This window comes from Desulfuromonas svalbardensis, from assembly GCF_055389415.1.
Genome location: NZ_AP042416.1, coordinates 2,294,085 through 2,316,480 on the forward strand (window position 1 = coordinate 2,294,085; position 22,396 = coordinate 2,316,480).

Genomic DNA, 22,396 nt, shown 5'->3' on the forward strand with positions numbered 1-22,396 from the left:
TGTCGTAGAGGAGTCAATGTCTTGAAAATAATCATCCGCTTCGCTTTGTTGACGTTACTGCTGTCAATAGGGGTGTTCATTACAATGGCGATCCCCTTTTTATCTTTTTCTAACAGCCTCCTGTGGTTTCTTTCAACGTTTATGATTGGAGGAGGGGTAGCTCTCGTTGCCAAACATTGTGGTCGAGGGGCGCTGCTGTTGGCCATTCCAATCTCAGTTTTATCTGCCAATGCCGTGGTTGTTAATGTTTGGCCACCCCTCGTTAGACTTTCTGTTTTACGCGCCTTCAATGAGGTGGCAAAGCGTGATGATGGTTATCGTCAACTTCGTAAACAGGTGTTGCCGATAACGCTGCAACCGTTAGAGGTTCCGGCACCATTGCAGCAGGGATGGAATCATAGTGAGCGGGCGCTTGAAGTTGCTAATGGCGTTTCTGTGAGTTTGTTCGCGACGGGGCTAAATCGACCTTATGCCCTTGCGGTTGATGAACAAGGCGTACTGTTTGTTAGTGTACCGAAGGTTGGTCAAGTGCTTGCCTTGATTGATAAAGATAACGATGGTGTTTCTGACGTGACACACGTTGTTGCTTCAGGACTCGATCGCCCGAGTGGCTTGGCCTTTAAAGAGGGTATCTTGTATGTTGCGACCGCTTCACGTTTGCTTGCACTGCATGATACTGATGGCGATTTTGAATCAGAACGCCAACAGGTAATTAATGATCAACTCCCTGTTGCAGAGCATCACTGGGCACACGCTTTGATTGTTGGAGCTGATCAACAGCTCTACCTCTCTGTTGGTGCTGAGATGGGTGATGAAAGTTGGCAGCGCGCTTCTGTGCTCCGTTTGACGGGTAATGGCGATATGGCACTGCATGCGACAGGGTTGTACGATTGTCAGGGGTTAGCGGTACACCCTAAGAGTGGTTCAATTTGGGCAACCGATGATGGTCCTGAATCGCTTGGTTTTTATGTTCACCCTGATGAGCTGAATGTGCTTGTTGCTGATGGTGATTATGGCTGGCCATTTTGTTATGGTGATCGATTACCTGACGCTGAGCTTGGTACGCCAGAAATTTGTCGTTCTACTCAACCTTCAATTTTACAGCTACCCGCCAATAGTTCACCACGAGGGTTGGCTTTTGGTGATCAAATAAAGGGTCCGTCCCTTTATCAGTCAATGTTATACATGGTGTTGCAAGGGGCAAATTATGGTAAGCGTCAGCAAGGGTTTCGACTAATGGGAGTACCGCTTTCAGCTGAAGGTAGAATTCTTGGTTGGGGCGTTGATCTTGTTTCGGGCTGGAGTGTTGAAGGGGAACCATGGGGGGAGCCGACGGATTGTGTTGTTGGTTCTGACGGAGCCCTTTATGTTACAGATCAACGCGCCGGATGTGTTTATAGAGTTTCATTTGAATAATTAAAATAATGGGTTAGCTTATGTTCGTTGTTGTGAAGTGTGAACTATTTTGAGTGCTTATAAATCTATTTTTCAGGCTGTGGCAGCGGGTGCAACACTGTTTACGGTTAACCGTAGGCTGGCTCGAACACTGTTAGATGGTTATGCTCTGTATCAAAAAGAGTGTGGCGCTACGGTGTGGAAACGGCCGGAGGTTTTAACTCTCGATACCTGGTTAAGCTGTCGGTTAGCTGACGTTGGCCAAGAGGGTAATTTACTCAATCCTGCTCAGTCTGATTGTCTGTGGCAACAGGTTGTTCGTGCCGATCTTTTAAAGCAACAATTAGATTTAATGCAGATTCAAGCGACAACCCGTTTGGTTGCTCAGGCGCACCGACTGGTGGTGGATGCGCAATGTTTGAATGATTCAAGTCATTATCAGGTTGCGGCGTTGCTGTCGGCCGAACATCATGCCTTCTTACGTTGGCAAACTGCTTATTTGCACCGCTGTCAGCAGCGGGGCTGGCTAGATGGTGCCGCTCTGACTGATCATGTGATCACGTTGCTCGATCAGGGACGGGTGGTTGCGCCATCGATAGCAGTGTTTATCGGGTTTGATGAATTTACTGGTAGTCAGCAGCGGTTACAGGATCAATTTGTCAAGCTAGGTTGTCGTGTTGAGGTTGAAGCGCCTCGTCCTTCAGAAAACATCAAAATTGAACGTTTTTCGGGTCAAGATGAGCGCGAGGAACTTACTGTTGCAGCGTGTTGGGCACGGCAGCAACTAGAGCGCGGTGCGGAACGAGTTGCGGTGGTGGTTCCCGATCTGGCGCGGTTGCAAAATACCGTTGAACGGATTTTTTGTCGTGAATTGGCTCGTTCACTTTTTCCTGAACGTGTTCCTATTCAATCGTTTAATATCTCATTGGGTCGACCGTTGGCTAAACAAGGGATGGTTGCGACGGCTTTGACATTGTTGGGTGTTGGATACTCTGTCGATTTTGAAACATTAAGTTATCTCTTGCGTTCGCCCTGGTTAGCGGGCGGAACTACCGACGCGAATTCTCGTGCTCAGTTAGAGTCGTGGCTGCGGCGGCAAAATATCCGTGAGATAACGTTGTCATCGTTACTCAAGGTGTGCCGTAAGCAGGGGGATGGTAATAACTCGTTTGTTCAATGTGTTACCTTGCTGGACAATGATAATAAGAAGTCACGGAATCAATCACTGGTCAAATGGGGCGATCAATTTAATCAGCTCTTAAATCAGTTGGGTTGGCCGGGTGATCGATCTTTAACGAGTGATGACTTTCAAGCATTGTCAGCGTGGCGAGATAAATTGGTGCCCGCTCTAGCCGCATTGAATGTCGTTCATGGTGATACGAATCGCTCAACGGCATTAACGATGTTGCGTAAGCTCGCCACAGAGCAATTGTTTCAGCCCAAAGCGCAAGATGACCGTCTGCATGTGACCGGGATTCTCGAAACAGCTGGTCTCCATTTTGATGCCATTTGGGTGACGGGCCTCACAGATCAAGTCTTGCCAGGGCGAGTGCAACATAACCCCTTCATCCCTACGGTAGTGCAACGTCATTTCCAAATGCCCCATTCGAGTATTGAGCACGAACATCGCTATGCGCAGTTGACAATTGATCGATTGAGTCGCTCAGCTGCGCAGGTGGTCTTGAGTCACCCTGCTGGTGATGGTGTAGTGTCGTTTTCACCGAGTCCTTTTATCCCCGCTAATATTCACTGTTTAACGAGTCAGCAACAGGATGAAATAACGGCATTGGAGTGTGATGATCAAGGTACGGAAGTAACGCTGGAATCACTTTGTGATGAAGTGGGCCGTAAGTTGGTTGTAGCTGATCAACCTTACGAGGTTTCAGGCGGCACCAGTGTGTTGAAAGATCAAGCGTTGTGTCCTTTTCGCGCCTATGCCCACCATCAATTAAAGGTGCGTGCTTTAGAAACGCCGCAAACGGGGATTGATAATCGTGTTCGTGGTGATTTAATTCATAAAGTGTGTGAACGGTTTTGGGGTGAGGTGACGTCGCATCAGCAGCTGTGTTCAATGACAGATGATGACCTGACGCAATGCCTCGAAAACTTAACTGGCGAGGTATTAGGCCAGGCACGGTTGAATGATCAAGCTAAGGAGTTGCTGCCGCTTGAGATGACTCGTTTAACAACACTATTGTTTGAATGGATCAGTTGTTTTGAACGTCCGCGTAAACCTTTTACCGTTGTTGCCGTTGAACAGCGGCAACAGGTGCAGGTTGGTCCGCTATTGTTAATGGCGGTGCCTGATCGCGTTGATTGTTTAGATGATAACAGTGGCTGTGTGGTGATTGATTATAAGAGCGGTATGGTTAAAAATAGTGATCTGATTGGTGAGTCGTTGCTCGAACCACAGTTGCCTATCTACGCATTGAAGGGGATTGATCAGCATCAGCAGCAAATTGTTGCGGTGGTGTTTGCTCAAATTCGCTCGGGTGAATGTGCGTTAAAGGGGGTTGCTGCTGACGATGATGTGATGCCACGGGTTAAGTCTGTTGCTAAGAGCGCTGCGGTTAAGCGCGGTATTGATGATTGGCCTGCTTTGCTCGATGATTGGGATCGCCAGTTAGATCAATTAGCACATGATTTTTCTAATGCGCAGGCTGAAGTGAGTCCTGTTGCAAAAAGCGCTTGTCAGTTTTGTGATTTAGCGCGGCTGTGTCGAATTGCTGAGCGTGAGGAGAGCTGCTGATGGCTGCGCTAGAATTGTCAGATTTAGACCAACGTCATCAAGCTGTCGACCCAGAGTTGTCGTGCATCGTTCGCGCCCCAGCAGGATCGGGTAAAACCGAACTGTTAATTCAGCGGCTGTTGGCTTTGCTTGGTCGAGTTGAGCGACCCGATGAGATTTTAGCCATCACTTTTACCCGTAAGGCGGCTGCCGAAATGCGTCAGCGCGTTCTGTTGGCACTAAAACAAGGGCAACAATTCCTCGACGGTAATGAGGGGATTGTTGAAGAGGCGGATCACCAAAGACAAACACGACAACTCGCCTGTGCGGTATTGGAACGAGATCGTGAGCTTGGTTGGCATCTTTTACATCATCCTGATCAACTTCAAATTCAAACCATTGACAGTTTTAATGCCGCCTTAATTCGCAGAATGCCGTGGCTGACACGCATGGGTGGCTTACCACAAGTCAGTGCCATGCCGACTCAGCTTTATCGTGAAGCGGTGGCTGAGGTGATCCATTTACACCATGACACCGAGGTTGTTAATGATGCGGTACGTCAATTATTGATCCATTTAGACAATCGTGCAGATATTTTAGAGCAGTTGCTGATACAGCTATTGTCACGGCGCGATCAATGGCTGCGTCACTTGCTAGGCGATGCTGGGCAGCAGCGTCAGCAGCTTGAAAAGGGCTTGGCGCATATTGTGTCCGGTTCACTAGAAAAATTACGGGACACCCTTGACCCTGTGTTGCAGCAAGAGTTGTTGGTTCTTGGTTCTTTTGCCGCGCAACATTGCCCAAAACCAGAAAAACCACTGTGTGCGCTAGCCCAGATTGAATCGTTTCCCGATGCCTCACCTGAACATCTCCATGTGTGGCAAGGGTTTGCTGATCTGTTGCTAACCGCGGATGGCCAGTGGCGAAAACGGTGTGATAAAAATGGCGGTTTTCCAGCGGGAACAAAAGAGCCGTTTGTGTCGATGAAAAAACGGATGGTGGCTCTGCTGCAAGCATTGCGTGATGAGGGCTTTAGTGTTGATCTGTGGGCTGTTGTGCGGTCCTTACCTGCCCCCCAGTACTCTCAGCAGCAATGGTTGATCCTGGAGGCTCTGTTCACCTTACTACCGCAAGCGGTGGCACAGCTGTGGTTGGCGTTTAGTCGTAAGGGTGAAGTTGATTTCGTTGAAATCGCCCTCAAGGCGCGTCAGGCTTTGGTGGATAGCGGTAATCCCACCGAACAACTGTTGATGTTAGATCATCAAGTGCAACATATTTTGATCGATGAGTTTCAGGACACATCGTGGTTACAGTTCGATTTGTTAAAAACATTGATTTCAGGTTGGCAAATTGATGAGGGGCGTAGCTTGTTTGTTGTTGGCGACCCGATGCAGTCGATCTATCGCTTTAGGGAAGCGGAGGTTGGCTTGTTTTTGCAAGCAACTGCCAGCGGTGTAGAAGACTATCCTTTGCAACCACTGCAATTGAGCGCTAACTTCCGTTCTCAGCAAGGGCTTGTTGACTGGGTAAATCGCTGGTTCCCAACCATTCTTCCGCAACGTGAAGATTCTGGCACTGGTGCGGTTTGTTACGCACCTGCGCAACCTGTGCTTCCATGTGCCGCTGGCGATGCCGTGCAGGTGTTTGCTCAACGGGGGCGGGATGATGAAAGGGAGGGGGAGGAGCTATGTACCTTAATTCAGCAGCTCCTCCAACAATCAGAAGAGCAAAATATCGCGATCCTTGTCCGTTCTCGGCCCCATTTACGCTGTATTTTAGCTGCGTTACGTGATGCCGGTATCCTTTATCAGGCGCAAAATGTCGACCCCTTAGCCAGTCGCCCAGTGATATCTGATTTGGTGGCGTTGGTTCGGGCGCTGTTGCATCGTGCCGATCATTTAAGCTGGATGACCGTATTGCGTGCCCCATGGTGTGGTGTTCGGCTTGCCGATCTAATATTTTTTCAGGGTCAAAACGGTTTATCAATACTCGAAATGATCAGCGATGATGCGCTGTTGGCCCAACTTTCAGAAGATGGTCAGTTGCGAGTGCGTGCGCTACGTGAACCGTTGCTGCAAGCGATAGAGAAACGGGGCCGTTGTCCTTTACGTGAAATGATTGAAGAAACATGGTTGGCGTTGCAAGGCCCTGATTGTTATAGCAAGGCGGCATGTCGCGACGTTGAACAACTGTTTCTGTTATTGGATAAGCTAGATTGCGGAGGCGACTTACAGAGCTTTGAGCAGCTCGATGAAGAGCTTGATGGTCTTTTTTCAGTCAATGAAACACTGAACGACTGTCGTGTTCAGGTGATGACGATTCATAAATCTAAAGGACTCGAATTCGATCATGTCATTTTACCGGGTCTTGGTCGTCGTCCACGTGGTGAAGAGAAGACTCTTTTGCGTTGGCAGGAACACCCTGAATGTGGCTTGCTCTTGGCGCCGATTACGGCCCGTGGTGATTCCGAAGATGATCCGATATATGATTTGTTGGGTAGGGTTGAACAGGAAAAATCAACGTATGAGGTTGCTCGGTTGCTATATGTTGCCGTGACGAGGGCGAAACGCCATCTTTATCTTTCTGGCCATGCTGACTTCAATCAAGATGATGTGCCACGGCCAGCAAAAGGCTCGCTACTGGAAAAATTATGGCCAGCTGTTGAGTCTCACTTTGATGGAATTGAAGCGCTAGATTTTCGTCCTCAAAGAGATGTACACAATCTTTTGCATCGATTACCACAAGCGACAGTTGTTGAACGCTGTGAAGAGCTTAGTGGGGCACTGGAGGCATTAAGTAAGGGAGAGTTAGGGCAACGTGTCCATGTTGGCCGGACACCTTTATCCGAGAATCGTAACGCCGCTATTATTGGTACCATAACGCACAGTTGGCTGGAGCGCTTAGCGAAGCAAGGACGTGATAGCGTAACGCGAGATGGTGTCAGAATGTGTTCACCATTAGTTGCTGCGCAACTGAGCGCGCAAGGGCTTGATGAGCAGGCAATTGCTGATGCGGTCGAACATATTATAGTAATGTTGGAGCGCACACTTAGCAGTGAGCGCGGGCAATGGATACTTACTCATCATGAACAGGCTGAGTGTGAACTGGCATTGACAGGTTACGATCAAGGTAAGCTGATTAACCTTATTGTTGATCGAACTTTTGTCGATCAAGGTGTGCGTTGGATTATTGATTATAAGACTTCAAAACCATTAGCTCATCAGTCTGAGTCTGCTTTCTATGATGATCAGTGTCAGCGTTATTGTGAGCAGTTGAATCAGTATGTTCTATTCTTAGAACAGTTTGATCCAATGCATCCTTGTCGTTGCGCACTTTACTTTCCCGCGTTTGCAGGTTGGTGTGAGATGCGGGATGTGGGTCCGCAATGTCGTCCAGGTCAAGGTGAGTTGTTTTGATCTGTGTTTCAATATTGAATTACGGTGAATGGAGTGTGGAATGGCAAACAGAAAGAATTTTAGTGCAGTAGCGAAAACATGGGATGAAAAACCGCAACGGGTTGAACTTGCTGAAGCAGTTGCATCGGCAATTAAAGAAAAAATATCATTAAATCGACAAATGGAAGCACTTGACTTTGGCAGTGGAACAGGATTGGTCACATTTCATTTGTGCCAACAGCTAAAGCATGTGACGGCAATGGATAATGCTACTGGTATGCTAACCGTTGTTGAGGAAAAAGCTCTGGCTGCCAATGTTGATAATATCACCACTCGTCATAATGGCACCACGATTCCATCTCTTTGTCCCGAAAATTATGACCTCATATTCAGTTCAATGGTGCTGCATCATGTTGGTGATATTGATTCAACTCTAAAAGCTTTTGTTGCCGGACTAAAAACAGGTGGTGTCATTGCTCTTGCTGATCTGGCTATGGAAGATGGCAGCTTTCACGATAGCGATCAAGGCGTTGAACATCATGGTGTTGATCCTGTAGCGCTCATTGCTCAACTTCACGAAATGGGGTTAATGAACGCACAGTCAGTTATTGTTCATCGTATTGTTAAGCAGCGAGGATTGGAACAGCACACATATCCAGTTTTTCTTGTATGGGCCTATAAAGAATAATCAAATAATAAGTTTCCTTTATTGGCGGTACTGGATATGAACTTGACCTGTGTCTACCATTCGCTTGAGCCACTTTCTCGTTATTTCCTTAATTAGGATACGTGTCACAGGTAGCAAGAGGCTGAAGCCAATTAGGTCTGTAACGAAGCCTGGTGTTAAGAGGGTGATCCCTCCAGCTAAAATCATAGCACCATCCAATAGTTCTTCTGTCGGCATTTCACCCTTTTGTAGAGCAACTTGAATTTTTTTAGCAGTATCACTGCCTTGGGTGCGTGCTAGGTAAGCTCCTGCAATACCAGTCAAAAATATTAAACTAATTGTTGGCCATAAGCCAATGAGTTCACCAGCCTCTAAAAGTACGTAGATTTCAACGATTGGGATGGAAGTGAAGAGTATTAGGAGTCTTATGAACATTTCTACCTCTTTAGTGTGTGGAATTTAATTTAAATATACCCTCTAGGGTACTGAATCATACGATTTTCAAAATGAAATCATCAAATCTAGTTAACTGCCTGAAATTATAGAGTTAATAATGTTGCCTAAAAAATGTGCAAAATGATGAGAGGTGATTTTGACGCTGAATCAAGGACATCATTAACAGCTTTACTAACAGGTTATCAACAGTTTTTGTGCGTAAAATGCTAAGTACCCTGAAATGTGTCAGTTTTTATTTGTCAAGGGATATATCTAACAGATATCCGTTTTTTTATTGTTGATTTTGCCGTTTTTGGCATGCTGCAATGGTGTTGTTTTGCTGATGAATTTAATGTAGATGATCAAAGAAGATTCCTCATATTATTGTCGTCATACGTTAGTATTGATTTCGTTCGATATAATCTTGCTTATATGTTAATTACTTTTTGTTATTTATCAAGGTGCTGTTTGTTGATTTAATCACGGGTTTTAACTTGACAAAAAGAAGGCAATAACTATACTGGCCGCTTTCTCTAATCTTAGGTTCATACAATGCAATTACAAGTAAGTGAAATTAAAGAGTGTGGTGCGGAAATAGTAATTGAAGAACCTGCATCACATTTTTCCGCGTTAGCGGATTTGGAAAAGGGTGGTGTGTGTACTTTTATTTCACCTGTTGCTGTGACGTTAAGTGTTCACAAGATTAGCGGCATGGTTGAGATCCAGGGGCGTATTGCTACCGAGGTTGGGATACCCTGTAAGCGATGCCTGGCTCCAACTCAACGAAAGATTAATGGAAGTTTTCATCAGACTTATGTGGATGAATTACCACAGGTTTCTGGTGATGATGGTGAAGAGCTTGAACTGTCTGCTGCTGAAATGGGACTAGAATTGTTCACCGAAGGTTGTATTGACATTACGGAGGAGATTCAGCAACAAGTTCTTCTGCTTTTACCCGATCATCCACTCTGTGATGAGCAGTGTAAGGGCTTGTGTTTGGAGTGTGGTGTTAACCTCAATAACGCACAATGTAATTGTGCAGATGCAAAGGTAAGTATTAACTTTGCTGCGCTTAAAGATTTTAAGGTTGAAAAATAGAGTCAAATCGGTTTACTTTTGTTCGGTTATTGATGCTGGGTCATCAATAGCAATATATAGCCATGATCATTGTTGATAAATAATCAATGGCGCCACATTTTAAAATAGATACAGAATAAGGAGATTCAGTCCATGGCAGTGCCAAAGAAAAAGACTTCAAAATCAAGACGTGATATGCGTCGTGCTCATGATTCATTGACCGCACCAGGTTTGTCAACTTGCCCTCAGTGTGATGAGCCTAAGCAACCTCACCGTGCTTGTGGTAGCTGTGGTTTTTATAAAGACCGTAACGTTCTCGGAACTGAGGACTAGGTTTCTTTGATGAAATCAATTGTTGTCGCAGTTGATGCCATGGGTACCGATAATGCTCCTGCCGTTGAGGTAGAGGGTGCTGTTGCTGCTGCACGTAAATGGGGTATGTCAATTGTTCTTGTTGGTGATTCGGCTCGGATCACCAGCGAGTTATCTAAATTTGATGTCACAGGTTTACATATCAGTATTCATCACGCATCTGAAGTCGTAGGTATGCATGATTCGGCTTCTGATGCGATACGGCGGAAAAAAGATTCGTCGATTCGCGTTGCATACGATGTAGTGAAGGCTGGTGATGCGCAGGCTGTTGTGAGTGCTGGTAACTCTGGTGCAACAATGGCTGCAGGAATGTTTGTTGCCAAAAGAATTAAAGGCATAGAACGACCTGCAATCGCGACAATAATGCCAAATCTTGAAGGGCAGACGCTCATTTTAGATGTTGGCGGAAATGTAGACTGTAAAGCCATCCACCTTGAACATTTTGCCGTCATGGGAGATGTTTATGCTCGTCACCTTATGGGAAAGAATGCACCACGTATAGGCTTGTTGTCTAATGGTGCTGAAGAGAAAAAAGGTAATGAACTAACGAGAGAAACCCATCTGCGGCTCCAGAAGTATCCATTTAACTATATAGGTTATGTTGAGGGACGTGATATTTATAGTGGTGTTGTAGATGTTGTCGTGTGTGATGGGTTTGTTGGCAATGTAGTATTGAAGGTGTCAGAAGGTTTGGCTGATTCAATTGGTCAGATGTTGCAAAAGGAGTTGAAGTCGCGCTTTTTAGCAAAGATGGGTTACCTGTTGGCGCGGCCAGCATTTCGTGCTTTTAAGAAAAAAGTCGATTATGCTGAGTATGGTGGTGCCCCATTGCTTGGGATTCAAGAAACAAGCATCATCTGTCACGGTGGTTCTAATGTCAAAGCACTGACCAATGCTATTGGTCAAGCTGCTAATAGCGTCGATAAAGAGATGATTTCTGAGCTGGTACAGCAATTGAACAGTTTAAAGCCTCTTGAAAGTATCGACAGTCCTTCACTTGGAACTGTTTGATTGCGATTGAAATAAATTAAGGGGATACGCAGTGAAAAAAGCAAGGATCATAGGTACTGGTTCCTATTTGCCAGAAAAAGTGTTGACGAATTTCGATCTTGAAAAAATGGTCGATACCACAAATGATTGGATCTCAGCACGCACCGGTATTGAAGAGCGACGAATTGCAGCAGAGAATGAAATGACCTCTGATCTTGCAGTGATTGCAGCACAACGAGCTATGGATATGGCCGGAGTTACGGCTGATGAAATTGATCTTGTTATTGTTGGAACAATCACTGGTGATTTCCCTTGGCCTTCCACGGCATGTCTTGTACAAGATAAGCTTGGTGCTGTTAATGCTGCAGCATGGGATGTCTCCGCTGCGTGTAGTGGTTTTGTTTATGCGTTAACCTCTGCAACTCAATACTTGCAAGCTGGCAGTGCTAAACGTGCTTTAGTTATTGGCGCAGAAATTCTTAGTCGTATTATTGATTGGGAAGATCGCAATACCTGTATCTTGTTTGGTGATGGTGCTGGCGCCGTAGTCCTTGAAGCTCAAGATGGTGATCACGGAATCTTATCCACGCATCTCCATTCTGATGGTTCATATTGGGAGTTATTGTATCAACCTGGTTTTGGTGCAAAACATCCAGCAACAGTTTCAGGGATTGAGCAGCGCCTCCCTTTCTTGCATATGGCAGGCAATGAAGTTTACAAGATGGCCGTTCGTTCACTTTACGATGTTGCCGTTGAAGCTCTTGATAAAAACAATATGACTACAGATGATGTGAAATTGCTTTTCCCTCATCAGGCCAATCGCCGAATTCTAGATGCTGTTAAAAAGCGTTTAAAACTCCGTGATGACCAAATGTATGTCAATGTCGATAAGTGTGGAAATACCTCTGGCGCGTCTATCCCTATTGCTCTTGATGAAGCGAATCGCAAAGGACTCTTGAACGAGGGGGATATTCTCGTTTTTGATGCATTTGGTGGTGGCTTTACATGGGGTGCTTGTCTCCTGCGCTGGTAAGTAAATTAATATTCAACTGTAACAAGTTGTTTGATTGAAAAAGGTATTATCAATGTTAGCATTTGTATTTCCTGGGCAAGGCGCTCAACATGCGGGAATGGGAAAAGAGTTAGCAGAAAACTTTTCAGTTGCTCGTCATATTTTTGAAGAGGCAAACGATACGCTTGGTTTTGACCTGACAAAGATGTGTTTTGAGGGCCCAGACGAAGATCTTAAGTTAACCGCTAATACTCAGCCGGCTATTTTGACGATGAGTATTGCAGCATTACGTGTCTTAGAGCACGAAACCGACCTGAAGCCAGACTTTGTAGCAGGACATTCACTTGGTGAGTATTCTGCACTTGTTGCATCAGGTGCTATGGCGTTTAAGGATGCTGTCTATACGGTTCGTCAGCGCGGAACATTTATGCAACAATCTGTGCCTGTTGGTACCGGTGCTATGGCCGCTGTTTTGGGTATTGATGCAGAACTTTTGCAAGAGTTATGTGTTCAAGCACAGCAAGGTGAGATTGTCTCGGCAGCGAATTTCAACAGCCCAGGGCAAATTGTTATTGCCGGTCACACCACTGCTGTTGATCGAGTGATTGCCTTAGCGAAGGAAAATGGCGTTAGAAAGGCTATGCTCCTTCCTGTGAGTGCTCCATTTCACTGCGCCCTGATGGTCCCAGCTGGTGAGCAGCTCAAGTCAGTGTTGGATGCGATTACTCTATCGAATATTGATATACCTGTTGTAACCAACGTTGAGGCTGCGGTTAACAGCGATAGTTCTCGTATCAAGGAATTATTAATATCTCAAGTCAGTGCACCTGTGCGTTGGGATGAATCAGTTCGATACATGTTAGATAACGGTGTTGATCGCTTTATTGAAATTGGTCCAGGTAAAGTTCTGAGTGGGTTAATTCGCCGTATTGAGCGTAAAATACCTGTTGCTAATGTTGAAAGTATTGCCTCTTTGCAGGCACTGTAACGTATTAACCTGTTAAGGAGTTTTAAAGATGGTGCTAACGAATCGAGTTGCTATTGTTACAGGTGCTTCAAGAGGGATTGGCCGCAATATTGCGGAGCATCTAGCTTCCTGCGGGGCAAAAATTGTTGCAGTAAGTCGTAAGGCTGAAGACACAGCAGATCTTGTTGCTCAAATTAAACAGCTGGGTGGTGATGCTATTTCTGTTCAAGCTGATGTTGGTCAATCTGCTGATGTTGCAAAGATGGTTTCTGCAGCGCAAGAAGCTTTTGGTCAAATTGATATTTTGGTCAATAATGCTGGAATTACACGTGATACGTTGATGGCACGAATGAAGGAAGATGATTGGGATACTGTCCTTGACATTAACCTTAAAGGTGCTTTTATTTGTACTCAGGCGGTCGCCAAAGTTATGTCTAAGCAGCGTTATGGACGAATTATCAATATCACTTCAGTGGTTGGTCAAATGGGTAATATCGGTCAAGCTAATTATTGTGCCAGCAAGGGCGGCTTAATGGGTTTGACGCGTTCAAATGCTCGTGAATTATCGCGTCGAAATATTACTGTCAATGCGGTAGCACCAGGGTTTATAGAAACGGATATGACTTCAGAGTTACCAGAAAAAGTTCGTAGTGAGATGTCGGCTCAAATTCCATTAGGTCGATTCGGCTCACCAGAAGATGTTGCGGCAGCTGTTGCTTTTTTAGCTTCCGATCAGGCTGGTTATATTACCGGTCATGAACTGTCAGTAAATGGCGGTATGTATATGTAATTACTTGTCAAAATCCTTATTGGGGACAATGGCACCAAACACTTCAGCTACTATGCTGTTAACACATTCACGGAGGAAACATCATGGCATCAACCGAAGATAGAGTACAAAAAATTGTTGCAGAACAACTAGGTGTAGAGGCAGATCAAGTGACTTCAGAAGCTTCATTTATGGACGACCTTGGTGCTGATTCTCTTGACACTGTAGAGCTTGTAATGGCTCTTGAAGAAGAATTTGATATTGAGATTTCTGATGAAGATGCTGAAAAAATTCAAACAGTAAAAGACGCAGTAACATACGTCAGCAGCAATTCTTGATCTTTGTATAAACAAACGTGAAGGAGGATTTACATGTCACTATGTAGTCCTCCTTCTGTTTTAAATATTGTTTTATTATTCCAGAATCCAGTTGTTGACTGGATTCTGGAATGGTTTTGAAGTTAACCTTCAAAGTTATCCTGCTAACTCATTAATTTAAAGGACATTATCATGCGTAGAGTTGTTGTGACGGGTGTTGGTGCGGTTTCTTCATTAGGGACTGGCGTTGAAAAAAACTGGTCTGCTTTGACTGAAGGAAAATCTGGCATTGATTTAATCACGCGCTTTGATGCTTCAGAGCTTCCTGCACAGATTGCTGGTGAAGTTAAAGATTTTGATCCAACACAGTTTATGCCCAAAAAAGATGTCAAGAAGATGGATCTCTTTATTCAGTACTCTTTAGCTGCTGCGGATATGGCTATGGAAGATTCTGGCCTTCAAATCACTGATGAAAATGCAGAACGAGTTGGAGTCCTTGTCGGTTCTGGTTTGGGTGGTTTACCTGCTATTGAAAAATACCATGATGTGTTGAATAAAAGCGGATACAAGCGTGTTTCCCCTTTCTTTATCCCTATGTTGATTATTAACCTTGCGCCAGGGCAAATTTCAATCCGTTATGGCGCTAAGGGGCCCAATCTTTCATCTGTGTCTGCTTGTGCAACGGGAACTCACTCTATTGGTGATGCTTACCATATGATTAAGCGTGGCGATGCGGATGCGATGATCGCTGGTGGTACAGAGTCAACCATTACACCTCTCGGTATTTCAGGATTCTGTGTAATGAAGGCTCTTTCAACTCGCAATGATGATCCTACGGCGGCAAGTCGCCCTTTTGATAAAGACCGTGATGGTTTTGTTATGGGTGAGGGCGCAGGTATTGTTATTCTAGAAGATTATGAAACTGCCGTTAAACGTGGTGCTAAAATTTACGGTGAAATCTGTGGTTATGGTCTCACTTCTGATGCGTATCATCTTACCGCTCCAGCTCCCGGTGGTGAAGGTGCTGCACGTTGTATGAAAATGGCATTGAATAATTCTGGTATTAATATTGATGAGATCGACTATATTAATGCTCATGGCACATCGACCCCTTTTAATGACATGTACGAAACAATGGCCATTAAGGCAGCATTAGGTGATCACGCTAATAAAGTGATGATTAGTTCAACTAAAGGTATGACAGGCCATGCACTTGGTGCAGCGGGTGCTCTGGAAGCTGTATATTGTTTGAAGGCGATGGAAACAGGTGTTATTCCGCCAACAATAAATCTCGATGAAGCTTCACCCGAATGTGATCTTGATTATGTCCCAAATACTGCGCGTCAAGTTGAGGTAAATGTTGCGATGTCAAATTCATTAGGTTTTGGTGGCACAAACGCTACGCTACTTTTTAAAAAGATATAGGTTTAATGATATGTTGATTGCCAGTGATCATGGTGGATTAGAACTGAAGCAGATTATCGTTAAGTTTCTCCAGTCACGCGGTGTTGAAGTGAATGATCTCGGTGTTCATGCCGATGATTCGGTTGATTACCCAGATTATGCCGCTCTTGTAGCAACTCCGATTTCTAATGGTGATGAAAAAGAGGGAATACTGGTGTGTGGAACTGGGATAGGCATGTCGATTGCTGCCAATAAATTCTCAGGTGTTCGTGCCGCGTTGGTTCATGATGAGTTTACCGCTCAAATGGCTCGTGAACATAACAACGCTAATATCCTCGTTCTTGGTGGTCGTGTTTTAAAACCTGAATTAGCGTGTCGCATGGTTGATGTGTGGCTTAATGGTCAGTTTGAAGGTGGGCGACACCAAAACCGGCTGAATAAAATTATCCAACTTAGTTCAGGGGACAATTCAGACAAATAGTTACACTATAAATGGGTAGACACTTGTGTCTACCCATTATTTTTACTTAGATAGAATTGATACATATATTGTGATAGATGATGTGTATTAATTATTTACCTTAATTTAGACTATTACGACATCGGAGGTTTCTATGAAGAACCTAGCTCAAGTTGATCCAGAAATCGCTCAAAACATTATCAATGAAACAGAGCGTCAAGAATATAATCTCGAGTTTATTGCATCGGAAAACTTTGTTAGTGAAGCTGTTCTTGAGGCTCAAGGGTCCGTGTTAACCAATAAATATGCGGAAGGTTATCCCGGTAAGCGTTATTATGGTGGCTGTGAAGTTGTTGATGTTGCTGAGCAGCTGGCAATTGATCGTGCGAAAGAGCTGTTTGGTGCAGAACATGCGAATGTTCAACCCCATTCAGGTTCTCAAGCAAATATGGCTGTTTATTTTACAGCGTGCCAACCTGGCGATACGGTCTTAGGTATGAATCTGGCTCATGGTGGTCATTTAACTCATGGTTCACCGGTAAACTTTTCAGGTAAGCTATATAATATTATTCCTTATGGGGTAAAAAAAGAGACTGGTACGATTGACTACGATGAAGTTGAATCGTTGGCATTAGAGCATAAACCTAAGTTGATTGTAGTTGGCGCAAGTGCATATCCTCGCACTATTGATTTTGAAGCATTTCGTCAAATTGCCGACAAAGTTGGCGCACCGATCATGGTTGATATGGCTCACATTGCTGGACTTGTTGCAGCTGGAGAGCATCCAAATCCAGTTCCTTACGCTGAATTTGTAACAACGACGACTCACAAAACCTTGCGTGGCCCACGTGGTGGTATGATCTTGTGCCGTGAAGAATATGCTAAGAAAATCAATAGTAGTATTTTTCCAGGTTGTCAAGGTGGTCCATTAATGCATGCCATTGCTGCAAAAGCGGTTTCTTTTAGAGAAGCTCTTGCGCCAGAATTTAAAACATACGCTCAACAAGTTGTTAAAAATGCCAAAGCTCTTGCTGCGGGATTGCTTGAGCGTGGTTACAATCTTGTCTCAGGTGGTACTGATAATCATTTGATTCTTGTCGACCTCAGTGGCACGGAAACAACGGGTAAGGTAGCTGAAGCTGCTTTAGAAAAAGCGGGCATTACAGTTAATAAAAATGCGGTTCCTTTTGATACTCGTTCCCCCTTTGTCACCAGTGGTTTTCGTATTGGTACACCCGCAACGACAACTCGTGGCTTAAAAGAGGTCGAGATGGCTAAGGTTGCTGAGTGGATTGATCGTGCTTTGAATAATTTAGAAAATGAAGATGCTTTGGCAACAATTCGTGCAGAAGTTAAGGAGTTGTGCTTACAGTTCCCTCTGTATGCGGATCGGTTAAAATAACGTGGACCGCCCATCGTGGGAAAAATATTTTATGGATATTGCTTGCTTGGTGGCCAGTCGCTCAACCTGTCTGCGCCGCAAAGTAGGTGCTGTCATTGTTAAAGATAAAAATGTTCTTACCACTGGTTATAATGGAACACCTTCTGGTATTCGTCACTGTAGTGAAACCGGTTGCTTGCGTGAGCAGTTGAATATCCCTTCGGGGGAACGGCACGAACTCTGCCGTGGTTTGCATGCAGAACAAAATGCCATTATTCAGGCTGCTAAGCACGGGGTTAATATTGCTGATAGCACCCTGTATTGTACCAATGCACCCTGTGTTATTTGCGCGAAAATGTTGATTAATGCCGGAATTAAGAAAATTATTTATTTAGATGGTTATCCAGACGAGCTGGCATCATCAATTCTTGATGAGTCAGGCATCTCGATATCTACCTGTACTACATAGAATTTATGTAAGAAATAGTTCGTACTTATTATTTGCTTAAGTGAAAGTCATAACTATGAAATGCCCTTTTTGCACCTGTATCGATACACGTGTTGTGGATTCTCGTTTAGGAAAAGAGGGTAATAATATTCGTCGTCGGCGTGAATGTTCCGAGTGTGATCGTCGATTTACGACTTATGAGCGAATTGAAGATACTCTCCCTTTAGTCATTAAAAAGGATGGTCGTCGGGAACCTTTTGATCGCCAAAAAATCATTGGTGGGATGCAACGGGCATGTGAAAAACGCCCAGTTTCAATCGCGACGATAGAAAAAATTGTCGACCAGATGGAACTGTCGTTTCAAGAGAGTCCAGAGCGTGAGATTCCTGCAAGTCGTGTGGGTGAGGTCGTAATGCAAGCACTTCATGATCTTGATGAGGTAGCTTATGTCCGTTTTGCTTCTGTTTATCGTCAGTTCAAAGATATTAACGAGTTTATGAAAGAGTTGAAGGATATTCTCGGCGGCCAAACTCCAAGTTTGCCTAAGGAATAATTTAACCTTGTTTTTATCTTCTAATAATGATCACGATGAGTGTTGCCATTCTGCCTTTATGCGCCAAGCTCTTGAATTAGCACGACGGGGGGTGGGGCGGACCGCTCCGAATCCTGCGGTTGGTTCTGTTGTGGTAGTTGATGGCAAAGTTGTTGGTCGCGGGTTTCATCCCAAGGCGGGTCAACCTCATGCTGAAATTTTTGCACTACGTGATGCTGGCGAGTTGTGTAAAGGTGCTGATATTTATGTCACCCTTGAACCTTGTTCACATCAGGGTAAAACTGGTCCTTGTTGCGAAGCGATTATTGCCGCTCAAATATCTCGGGTATTTGTTGGCGTTGAAGATCCCAATCCTTTGGTGAGTGGCCGAGGGCTCGAACGTTTAAGATCAGCTGGTATTGAGGTTACTGTCGGTGTCTGTGAGCAAGAGTGTCGGCACCTTTTGGCCCCTTTTGTGAAACATATTACGACGGGTAAACCGTTGGTGATACTTAAAGCCGGATTAACTTTAGATGGTTTTTTAGCAACGTCTTCGGGTGATTCACAATGGATCACCAATGAGAAAAGCCGTCAACATGTTCATCACGTACGTGATCGCGTTGACGCTATCATGGTGGGTATCGGTACTGTCTTGAATGATAATCCTCGCTTAACGACCCGATTGTCGCATGGTGGCCGAGATCCAATTCGAGTTGTGGTTGATTCGCAGTTACGGATTCCGTTAGATGCAACCATTCTACACCTTGATTCATTAGCTAAAACGGTCATTGCGACAACAGAACAGGCAAGCCATAAAAAAATTGAACAATTAAGAGCAAACTCTACAGTAGAAGTACTTGTCTTACCAACTAAGAATAATCAAGTTGAACTTGAAGCCCTGTTGAATCGGCTTGGTGAGCAAAAGATCCAAAGTGTTCTTGTTGAAGGTGGCGCTATTTTAAATCGTTCTCTTTTTGCTGAAAAGTTGATCGATCGCGTTATGATCTATTTAGCACCAAAATTGATTGGTGGTAATGATGCTAAAGGGTTGTTTGCTGGTACAGGTGTGACTAAGCTGTCTGATGCACTTGAATTAACAGAAGTTAGAACTCAGAACTTCGGTAATGATATTTTACTTGAAGGTGAGGTTGTTACATGTTTACCGGTCTAATTGAAGATGTTGGCACGGTACGGTCATTGCGTCAGAGTAATGGTGGTGCTCGTCTTGAGATTTTAACTCAAATACCCTTAAGCGAAGTGGCTCTTGGCGACAGTATTGCCGTTAACGGAATCTGTCTCACTGTAGTAGAGTTAGGTAGTGGGTCATTTGTTGCTGATGTCTCACCTGAAACCTTGTCGAGTTCCAGCCTTGCGCAAGTATCGCCCTCTTCATCGGTTAATTTAGAGAGGGCATTGCGTTTGTCGGATCGTTTGGGTGGACATTTAGTTAGTGGACATGTTGATGATACCGCCGTAGTTATCAGTCGTCAGGATGATGGAAATGCGACACTCTTCACTTTTCGTGCTGCTGAAAATACGCTACGTTACATTGTTGAGAAGGGTTCAATCACCATCGATGGTGTGAGTTTAACGGTGAATTTAGTTACTCAAGAGACCTTTAGTGTGTCGATTATTCCGCATAGTTTGGTTAAAACGACACTCAATAATATTAAAATTGGTTGTAAGGTAAACATTGAAACGGATATTATCGCTCGTTATGTTGAAAAGTTGATGACGGCTCGCACTACACCTTCAACTGGATCATTGACCATGGAGCATCTTGCTCAAAATGGGTTTGTTTAATTCTAATAGTATTCTATCGTTTCCCAGCACATTAATATTGCTGGTCATGAAAGGGTTTAGATTGTGCCAATAGCTAAAATTGAAGCAGCTTTAGAGGATATGCGCCAAGGTAAAATGGTGATTTTGGTTGATGATGAAGATCGTGAAAATGAAGGCGATTTGACCATGGCCGCTGAAATGGTTACTGCTGAAGCGATAAACTTCATGGCTAAAGAGGGTCGTGGATTGATCTGTCTCTCTTTAACTGAAGATCGTGCCGATTTTCTAGATCTACCGATGATGGTTTCAGATAATACGTCATCATTTGGCACTGGTTTTACTGTTTCGATTGAAGCGAAGCGTGGTGTGACAACGGGTATCTCCGCAGCCGATCGAGCACAGACCATTCGTGTGGCCGTTGCTGATGATTCTACCGCTGCTGATTTAGCCCGTCCTGGTCACATTTTTCCTTTGCGAGCACGTAAGGGTGGTGTCTTAGTTCGTACAGGACAAACCGAGGGTTCCGTCGATCTGGCTCGTCTTGCAGGGCTTAAACCTGCCGGAGTCATTTGTGAAGTGATGAATGATGATGGCACCATGTCTCGCATGCCTGATTTGACAAAGTTTGCTAAAAAGCATGATCTGAAAATAGTCTCAGTCGCTGACCTTGTAGAGTATCGAATGCGTAAAGAGCTTTTAGTGCATCGCGCAGCAGAAACGAACATCCCTAGCTATTTCGGCGGTGATTTTAAAACGATTGTCTATGAAAATGATGTCGATGAAGCACTGCATATTGCCTTGATCAAAGGTGATATCAATTCAGAGACCCCTGTTTTGGTACGTGTTCACTCTGAATGTTTAACAGGTGATGTCTTTGGTTCACAACGCTGTGATTGCGGTCAGCAACTTCAAGCTGCGATGGCTCAAATTGATGCAGCTGGTGCAGGTGTCGTTGTTTATATGCGTCAAGAGGGCCGAGGTATCGGTCTAGTGAATAAGATCAAGGCCTATGCTTTACAAGATTGTGGTCATGACACTGTTGAGGCCAATGAAGCCCTTGGGTTTAAAGCAGATCTTCGTGATTACGGTATTGGTGCTCAAATTTTAGCTGATCTTGGTTTAAAGAATATCCGTCTGATGACCAATAATCCAAAAAAGATTATCGGTTTAGAAGGGTACGGCTTAAAAGTTGTCGAACGTGTTTCAATTGAGATGTCAGCGAATAAAGTCAATGAGCGCTATTTGAAAACTAAAAAAGAAAAAATGGGTCATTTGCTAGAAAATCTTTAATTACAATAAATAGTTAGGAGTTTAAAACATGGTAAATAATATATCAGGTCAACTTGATGCTACGGGACATAAAGTGGCTATCGTGGTTGGACGTTTTAATAGCTTTATCGGTGAGCGCCTTGTTGAAGGTGCTATTGATGCTTTAGTTCGACATGGTGCAAATGATGCAGACATTGATGTCGTCAGAGTTCCAGGTGCTTTTGAAATTCCTCTTGCAACTCAAAAACTAGCTACAGGTGTAAAGAAGTATGACTCGATCATCTGTCTTGGCGCTGTTATTCGTGGTGCAACTCCTCATTTCGATTATGTGAGCAATGAAGTAACAAAAGGGGTGGCATCGGTAAGTCTTGCTACAGGTGTACCGGTTGCATTTGGTGTGTTAACAACAGATACTATCGAGCAAGCGATCGAAAGAGCAGGGACTAAAGCTGGCAATAAAGGTTTTGAAGCTGCAACGACCGCCATTGAGATGGTTAACCTTTTTAAGAGTCTTAACTGATGAGCCTCGGGTCACGACGTAACGGGCGTGAGTATGCCGTAAAAGTGTTGTATAGCCTCTATGATCAGGAAGAGCCTCTTGAGAAAGTACTGAGTGATTTCTGGCTGAATTTTCGTTTTAGTGCCGATGTCTTAGGCGAACCAGAGGAAGTTGACAGCTCTCTGCCTGCTGATGTTATTGAATTCACTGAGCAGTTAGTTACTGGTGTTTACGAAAATCTTGAAGAGATCGATAAGGTGTTGATTTCAACATCGAAAAACTGGGCTCTTGATCGTATGCCTCGTTTAGATTTATCCCTGATGCGCATGGCGAGTTACGAGTTGATGTCGATGCCTCAAACCCCTGCTGGGGTGGTCATCAATGAAGCCATCGAGATTGCAAAACGCTACGGGACAAAAGATACGCCATCTTTCCTAAACGGTGTGCTCGATAAAGTAGCTAAACAAGTTAAAACTAATTCTTAGACTGAGGGTGAG

The 22,396-nt window shown here is 44.4% G+C and carries 22 protein-coding genes; 21 read left to right on the top strand and 1 reads right to left on the bottom strand.

The window, feature by feature from the left end; all coding sequences use genetic code 11:
* Positions 1-21 precede the first annotated feature (21 nt).
* Genes ACZ5KY_RS10330 through ACZ5KY_RS10345 form a run of 4 tightly spaced genes read left to right on the top strand, consistent with a single transcriptional unit; the run spans position 22 to position 8,206 of the window.
* On the top strand, positions 22-1,416 hold the full coding sequence (locus ACZ5KY_RS10330; protein ID WP_464243817.1) for a PQQ-dependent sugar dehydrogenase: 1,395 nt from the start codon (positions 22-24) through the stop codon (positions 1,414-1,416).
* 49 nt (positions 1,417-1,465) lie between these two features.
* Positions 1,466-4,144 carry a PD-(D/E)XK nuclease family protein gene (locus ACZ5KY_RS10335; protein ID WP_464243818.1) on the top strand — a complete coding sequence of 893 codons (2,679 nt, stop codon included), beginning with the start codon at positions 1,466-1,468 and terminating at the stop codon, positions 4,142-4,144.
* On the top strand, positions 4,144-7,539 hold the full coding sequence (locus ACZ5KY_RS10340; protein WP_464243819.1) for a UvrD-helicase domain-containing protein: 3,396 nt from the start codon (positions 4,144-4,146) through the stop codon (positions 7,537-7,539). The genes ACZ5KY_RS10335 and ACZ5KY_RS10340 overlap by 1 nt, the downstream gene beginning before the upstream one ends.
* Positions 7,540-7,579: 40 nt before the next feature.
* Complete coding sequence (locus tag ACZ5KY_RS10345; RefSeq protein ID WP_464243820.1) at positions 7,580-8,206, top strand: class I SAM-dependent methyltransferase; 627 nt, start codon at positions 7,580-7,582, stop codon at positions 8,204-8,206.
* 18 nt (positions 8,207-8,224) lie between these two features.
* On the opposite strand, the gene ACZ5KY_RS10350 is transcribed toward ACZ5KY_RS10345, so the two are convergent.
* Positions 8,225-8,620, bottom strand: a complete 396-nt coding sequence (locus tag ACZ5KY_RS10350; RefSeq protein WP_464243821.1) for an FxsA family protein — start codon at positions 8,618-8,620, stop codon at positions 8,225-8,227.
* Between the two features lie 552 nt (positions 8,621-9,172).
* On the opposite strand from ACZ5KY_RS10350, the gene ACZ5KY_RS10355 reads away from it, so the two are divergent.
* The 17 genes from ACZ5KY_RS10355 to nusB all read left to right on the top strand — a co-directional run bounded on the left by ACZ5KY_RS10355 (position 9,173) and on the right by nusB (position 22,384).
* Positions 9,173-9,718: a YceD family protein gene (locus ACZ5KY_RS10355; RefSeq protein ID WP_464243822.1), complete on the top strand. Its 546-nt coding sequence runs from the start codon at positions 9,173-9,175 to the stop codon at positions 9,716-9,718.
* A 132-nt stretch (positions 9,719-9,850) separates the two neighbouring features.
* Entirely contained in the window at positions 9,851-10,030 is a 180-nt protein-coding gene (gene rpmF / locus ACZ5KY_RS10360; RefSeq protein ID WP_464243823.1) for a 50S ribosomal protein L32, read from the top strand.
* Positions 10,031-10,048: 18 nt separating this feature from the next.
* Positions 10,049-11,080 carry a phosphate acyltransferase PlsX gene (plsX, locus tag ACZ5KY_RS10365; RefSeq protein WP_464244656.1) on the top strand — a complete coding sequence of 344 codons (1,032 nt, stop codon included), beginning with the start codon at positions 10,049-10,051 and terminating at the stop codon, positions 11,078-11,080.
* A 31-nt stretch (positions 11,081-11,111) separates the two neighbouring features.
* Positions 11,112-12,092, top strand: a complete 981-nt coding sequence (locus tag ACZ5KY_RS10370) for a beta-ketoacyl-ACP synthase III (protein WP_464243824.1) — start codon at positions 11,112-11,114, stop codon at positions 12,090-12,092.
* A 52-nt stretch (positions 12,093-12,144) separates the two neighbouring features.
* Positions 12,145-13,059, top strand: coding sequence for an ACP S-malonyltransferase (fabD, locus tag ACZ5KY_RS10375; RefSeq protein WP_464243825.1), 915 nt, complete (start codon positions 12,145-12,147; stop codon positions 13,057-13,059).
* A gap of 28 nt (positions 13,060-13,087) precedes the next feature.
* The gene (fabG, locus tag ACZ5KY_RS10380) at positions 13,088-13,828 is read left to right on the top strand and encodes a 3-oxoacyl-[acyl-carrier-protein] reductase (RefSeq protein WP_464243826.1); all 741 of its coding nucleotides are present in this window, start codon (positions 13,088-13,090) and stop codon (positions 13,826-13,828) included.
* 83 nt (positions 13,829-13,911) lie between these two features.
* On the top strand, positions 13,912-14,145 hold the full coding sequence (gene acpP, locus ACZ5KY_RS10385) for an acyl carrier protein (RefSeq protein ID WP_464243827.1): 234 nt from the start codon (positions 13,912-13,914) through the stop codon (positions 14,143-14,145).
* A 171-nt stretch (positions 14,146-14,316) separates the two neighbouring features.
* Positions 14,317-15,549: a beta-ketoacyl-ACP synthase II gene (gene fabF / locus ACZ5KY_RS10390; RefSeq protein ID WP_464243828.1), complete on the top strand. Its 1,233-nt coding sequence runs from the start codon at positions 14,317-14,319 to the stop codon at positions 15,547-15,549.
* A gap of 10 nt (positions 15,550-15,559) precedes the next feature.
* Positions 15,560-16,009: a ribose 5-phosphate isomerase B gene (gene rpiB, locus ACZ5KY_RS10395; protein WP_464243829.1), complete on the top strand. Its 450-nt coding sequence runs from the start codon at positions 15,560-15,562 to the stop codon at positions 16,007-16,009.
* Positions 16,010-16,142: 133 nt separating this feature from the next.
* Complete coding sequence (glyA, locus tag ACZ5KY_RS10400) at positions 16,143-17,390, top strand: serine hydroxymethyltransferase (protein WP_464243830.1); 1,248 nt, start codon at positions 16,143-16,145, stop codon at positions 17,388-17,390.
* 1 nt (position 17,391) lies between these two features.
* Positions 17,392-17,838: a deoxycytidylate deaminase gene (locus ACZ5KY_RS10405; protein ID WP_464243831.1), complete on the top strand. Its 447-nt coding sequence runs from the start codon at positions 17,392-17,394 to the stop codon at positions 17,836-17,838.
* 55 nt (positions 17,839-17,893) lie between these two features.
* Positions 17,894-18,370 carry a transcriptional regulator NrdR gene (gene nrdR, locus ACZ5KY_RS10410; protein ID WP_464243832.1) on the top strand — a complete coding sequence of 159 codons (477 nt, stop codon included), beginning with the start codon at positions 17,894-17,896 and terminating at the stop codon, positions 18,368-18,370.
* A gap of 7 nt (positions 18,371-18,377) precedes the next feature.
* Complete coding sequence (gene ribD / locus ACZ5KY_RS10415; RefSeq protein WP_464243833.1) at positions 18,378-19,520, top strand: bifunctional diaminohydroxyphosphoribosylaminopyrimidine deaminase/5-amino-6-(5-phosphoribosylamino)uracil reductase RibD; 1,143 nt, start codon at positions 18,378-18,380, stop codon at positions 19,518-19,520.
* Positions 19,505-20,152 (top strand): riboflavin synthase, encoded by a 648-nt coding sequence (locus ACZ5KY_RS10420; protein WP_464243834.1) that lies wholly within the window; start codon positions 19,505-19,507, stop codon positions 20,150-20,152. The genes ribD and ACZ5KY_RS10420 overlap by 16 nt, the downstream gene beginning before the upstream one ends.
* A gap of 63 nt (positions 20,153-20,215) precedes the next feature.
* A complete protein-coding gene (locus ACZ5KY_RS10425; RefSeq protein WP_464243835.1) occupies positions 20,216-21,421 on the top strand; it encodes a bifunctional 3,4-dihydroxy-2-butanone-4-phosphate synthase/GTP cyclohydrolase II in 1,206 nt (401 codons plus the stop codon).
* 28 nt (positions 21,422-21,449) lie between these two features.
* Entirely contained in the window at positions 21,450-21,920 is a 471-nt protein-coding gene (ribH, locus tag ACZ5KY_RS10430) for a 6,7-dimethyl-8-ribityllumazine synthase (protein WP_464243836.1), read from the top strand.
* Positions 21,920-22,384 carry a transcription antitermination factor NusB gene (gene nusB / locus ACZ5KY_RS10435; protein ID WP_464243837.1) on the top strand — a complete coding sequence of 155 codons (465 nt, stop codon included), beginning with the start codon at positions 21,920-21,922 and terminating at the stop codon, positions 22,382-22,384. The genes ribH and nusB overlap by 1 nt, the downstream gene beginning before the upstream one ends.
* Positions 22,385-22,396 lie beyond the last annotated feature (12 nt).

Coding starts and splice junctions, on each gene's coding strand:
- ACZ5KY_RS10340 (WP_464243819.1), top strand. CDS start 4,144: ATGGCTGCGCTAGAATTGTCAGATTTAGACCAACGTCATCAAGCTGTC.
- ACZ5KY_RS10345 (WP_464243820.1), top strand. CDS start 7,580: ATGGCAAACAGAAAGAATTTTAGTGCAGTAGCGAAAACATGGGATGAA.
- ACZ5KY_RS10350 (WP_464243821.1), bottom strand. CDS start 8,620: ATGTTCATAAGACTCCTAATACTCTTCACTTCCATCCCAATCGTTGAA.
- ACZ5KY_RS10355 (WP_464243822.1), top strand. CDS start 9,173: ATGCAATTACAAGTAAGTGAAATTAAAGAGTGTGGTGCGGAAATAGTA.
- rpmF (WP_464243823.1), top strand. CDS start 9,851: ATGGCAGTGCCAAAGAAAAAGACTTCAAAATCAAGACGTGATATGCGT.
- fabD (WP_464243825.1), top strand. CDS start 12,145: ATGTTAGCATTTGTATTTCCTGGGCAAGGCGCTCAACATGCGGGAATG.
- fabG (WP_464243826.1), top strand. CDS start 13,088: ATGGTGCTAACGAATCGAGTTGCTATTGTTACAGGTGCTTCAAGAGGG.
- acpP (WP_464243827.1), top strand. CDS start 13,912: ATGGCATCAACCGAAGATAGAGTACAAAAAATTGTTGCAGAACAACTA.
- fabF (WP_464243828.1), top strand. CDS start 14,317: ATGCGTAGAGTTGTTGTGACGGGTGTTGGTGCGGTTTCTTCATTAGGG.
- rpiB (WP_464243829.1), top strand. CDS start 15,560: ATGTTGATTGCCAGTGATCATGGTGGATTAGAACTGAAGCAGATTATC.
- glyA (WP_464243830.1), top strand. CDS start 16,143: ATGAAGAACCTAGCTCAAGTTGATCCAGAAATCGCTCAAAACATTATC.
- nrdR (WP_464243832.1), top strand. CDS start 17,894: ATGAAATGCCCTTTTTGCACCTGTATCGATACACGTGTTGTGGATTCT.
- ACZ5KY_RS10420 (WP_464243834.1), top strand. CDS start 19,505: ATGTTTACCGGTCTAATTGAAGATGTTGGCACGGTACGGTCATTGCGT.
- ribH (WP_464243836.1), top strand. CDS start 21,450: ATGGTAAATAATATATCAGGTCAACTTGATGCTACGGGACATAAAGTG.
- nusB (WP_464243837.1), top strand. CDS start 21,920: ATGAGCCTCGGGTCACGACGTAACGGGCGTGAGTATGCCGTAAAAGTG.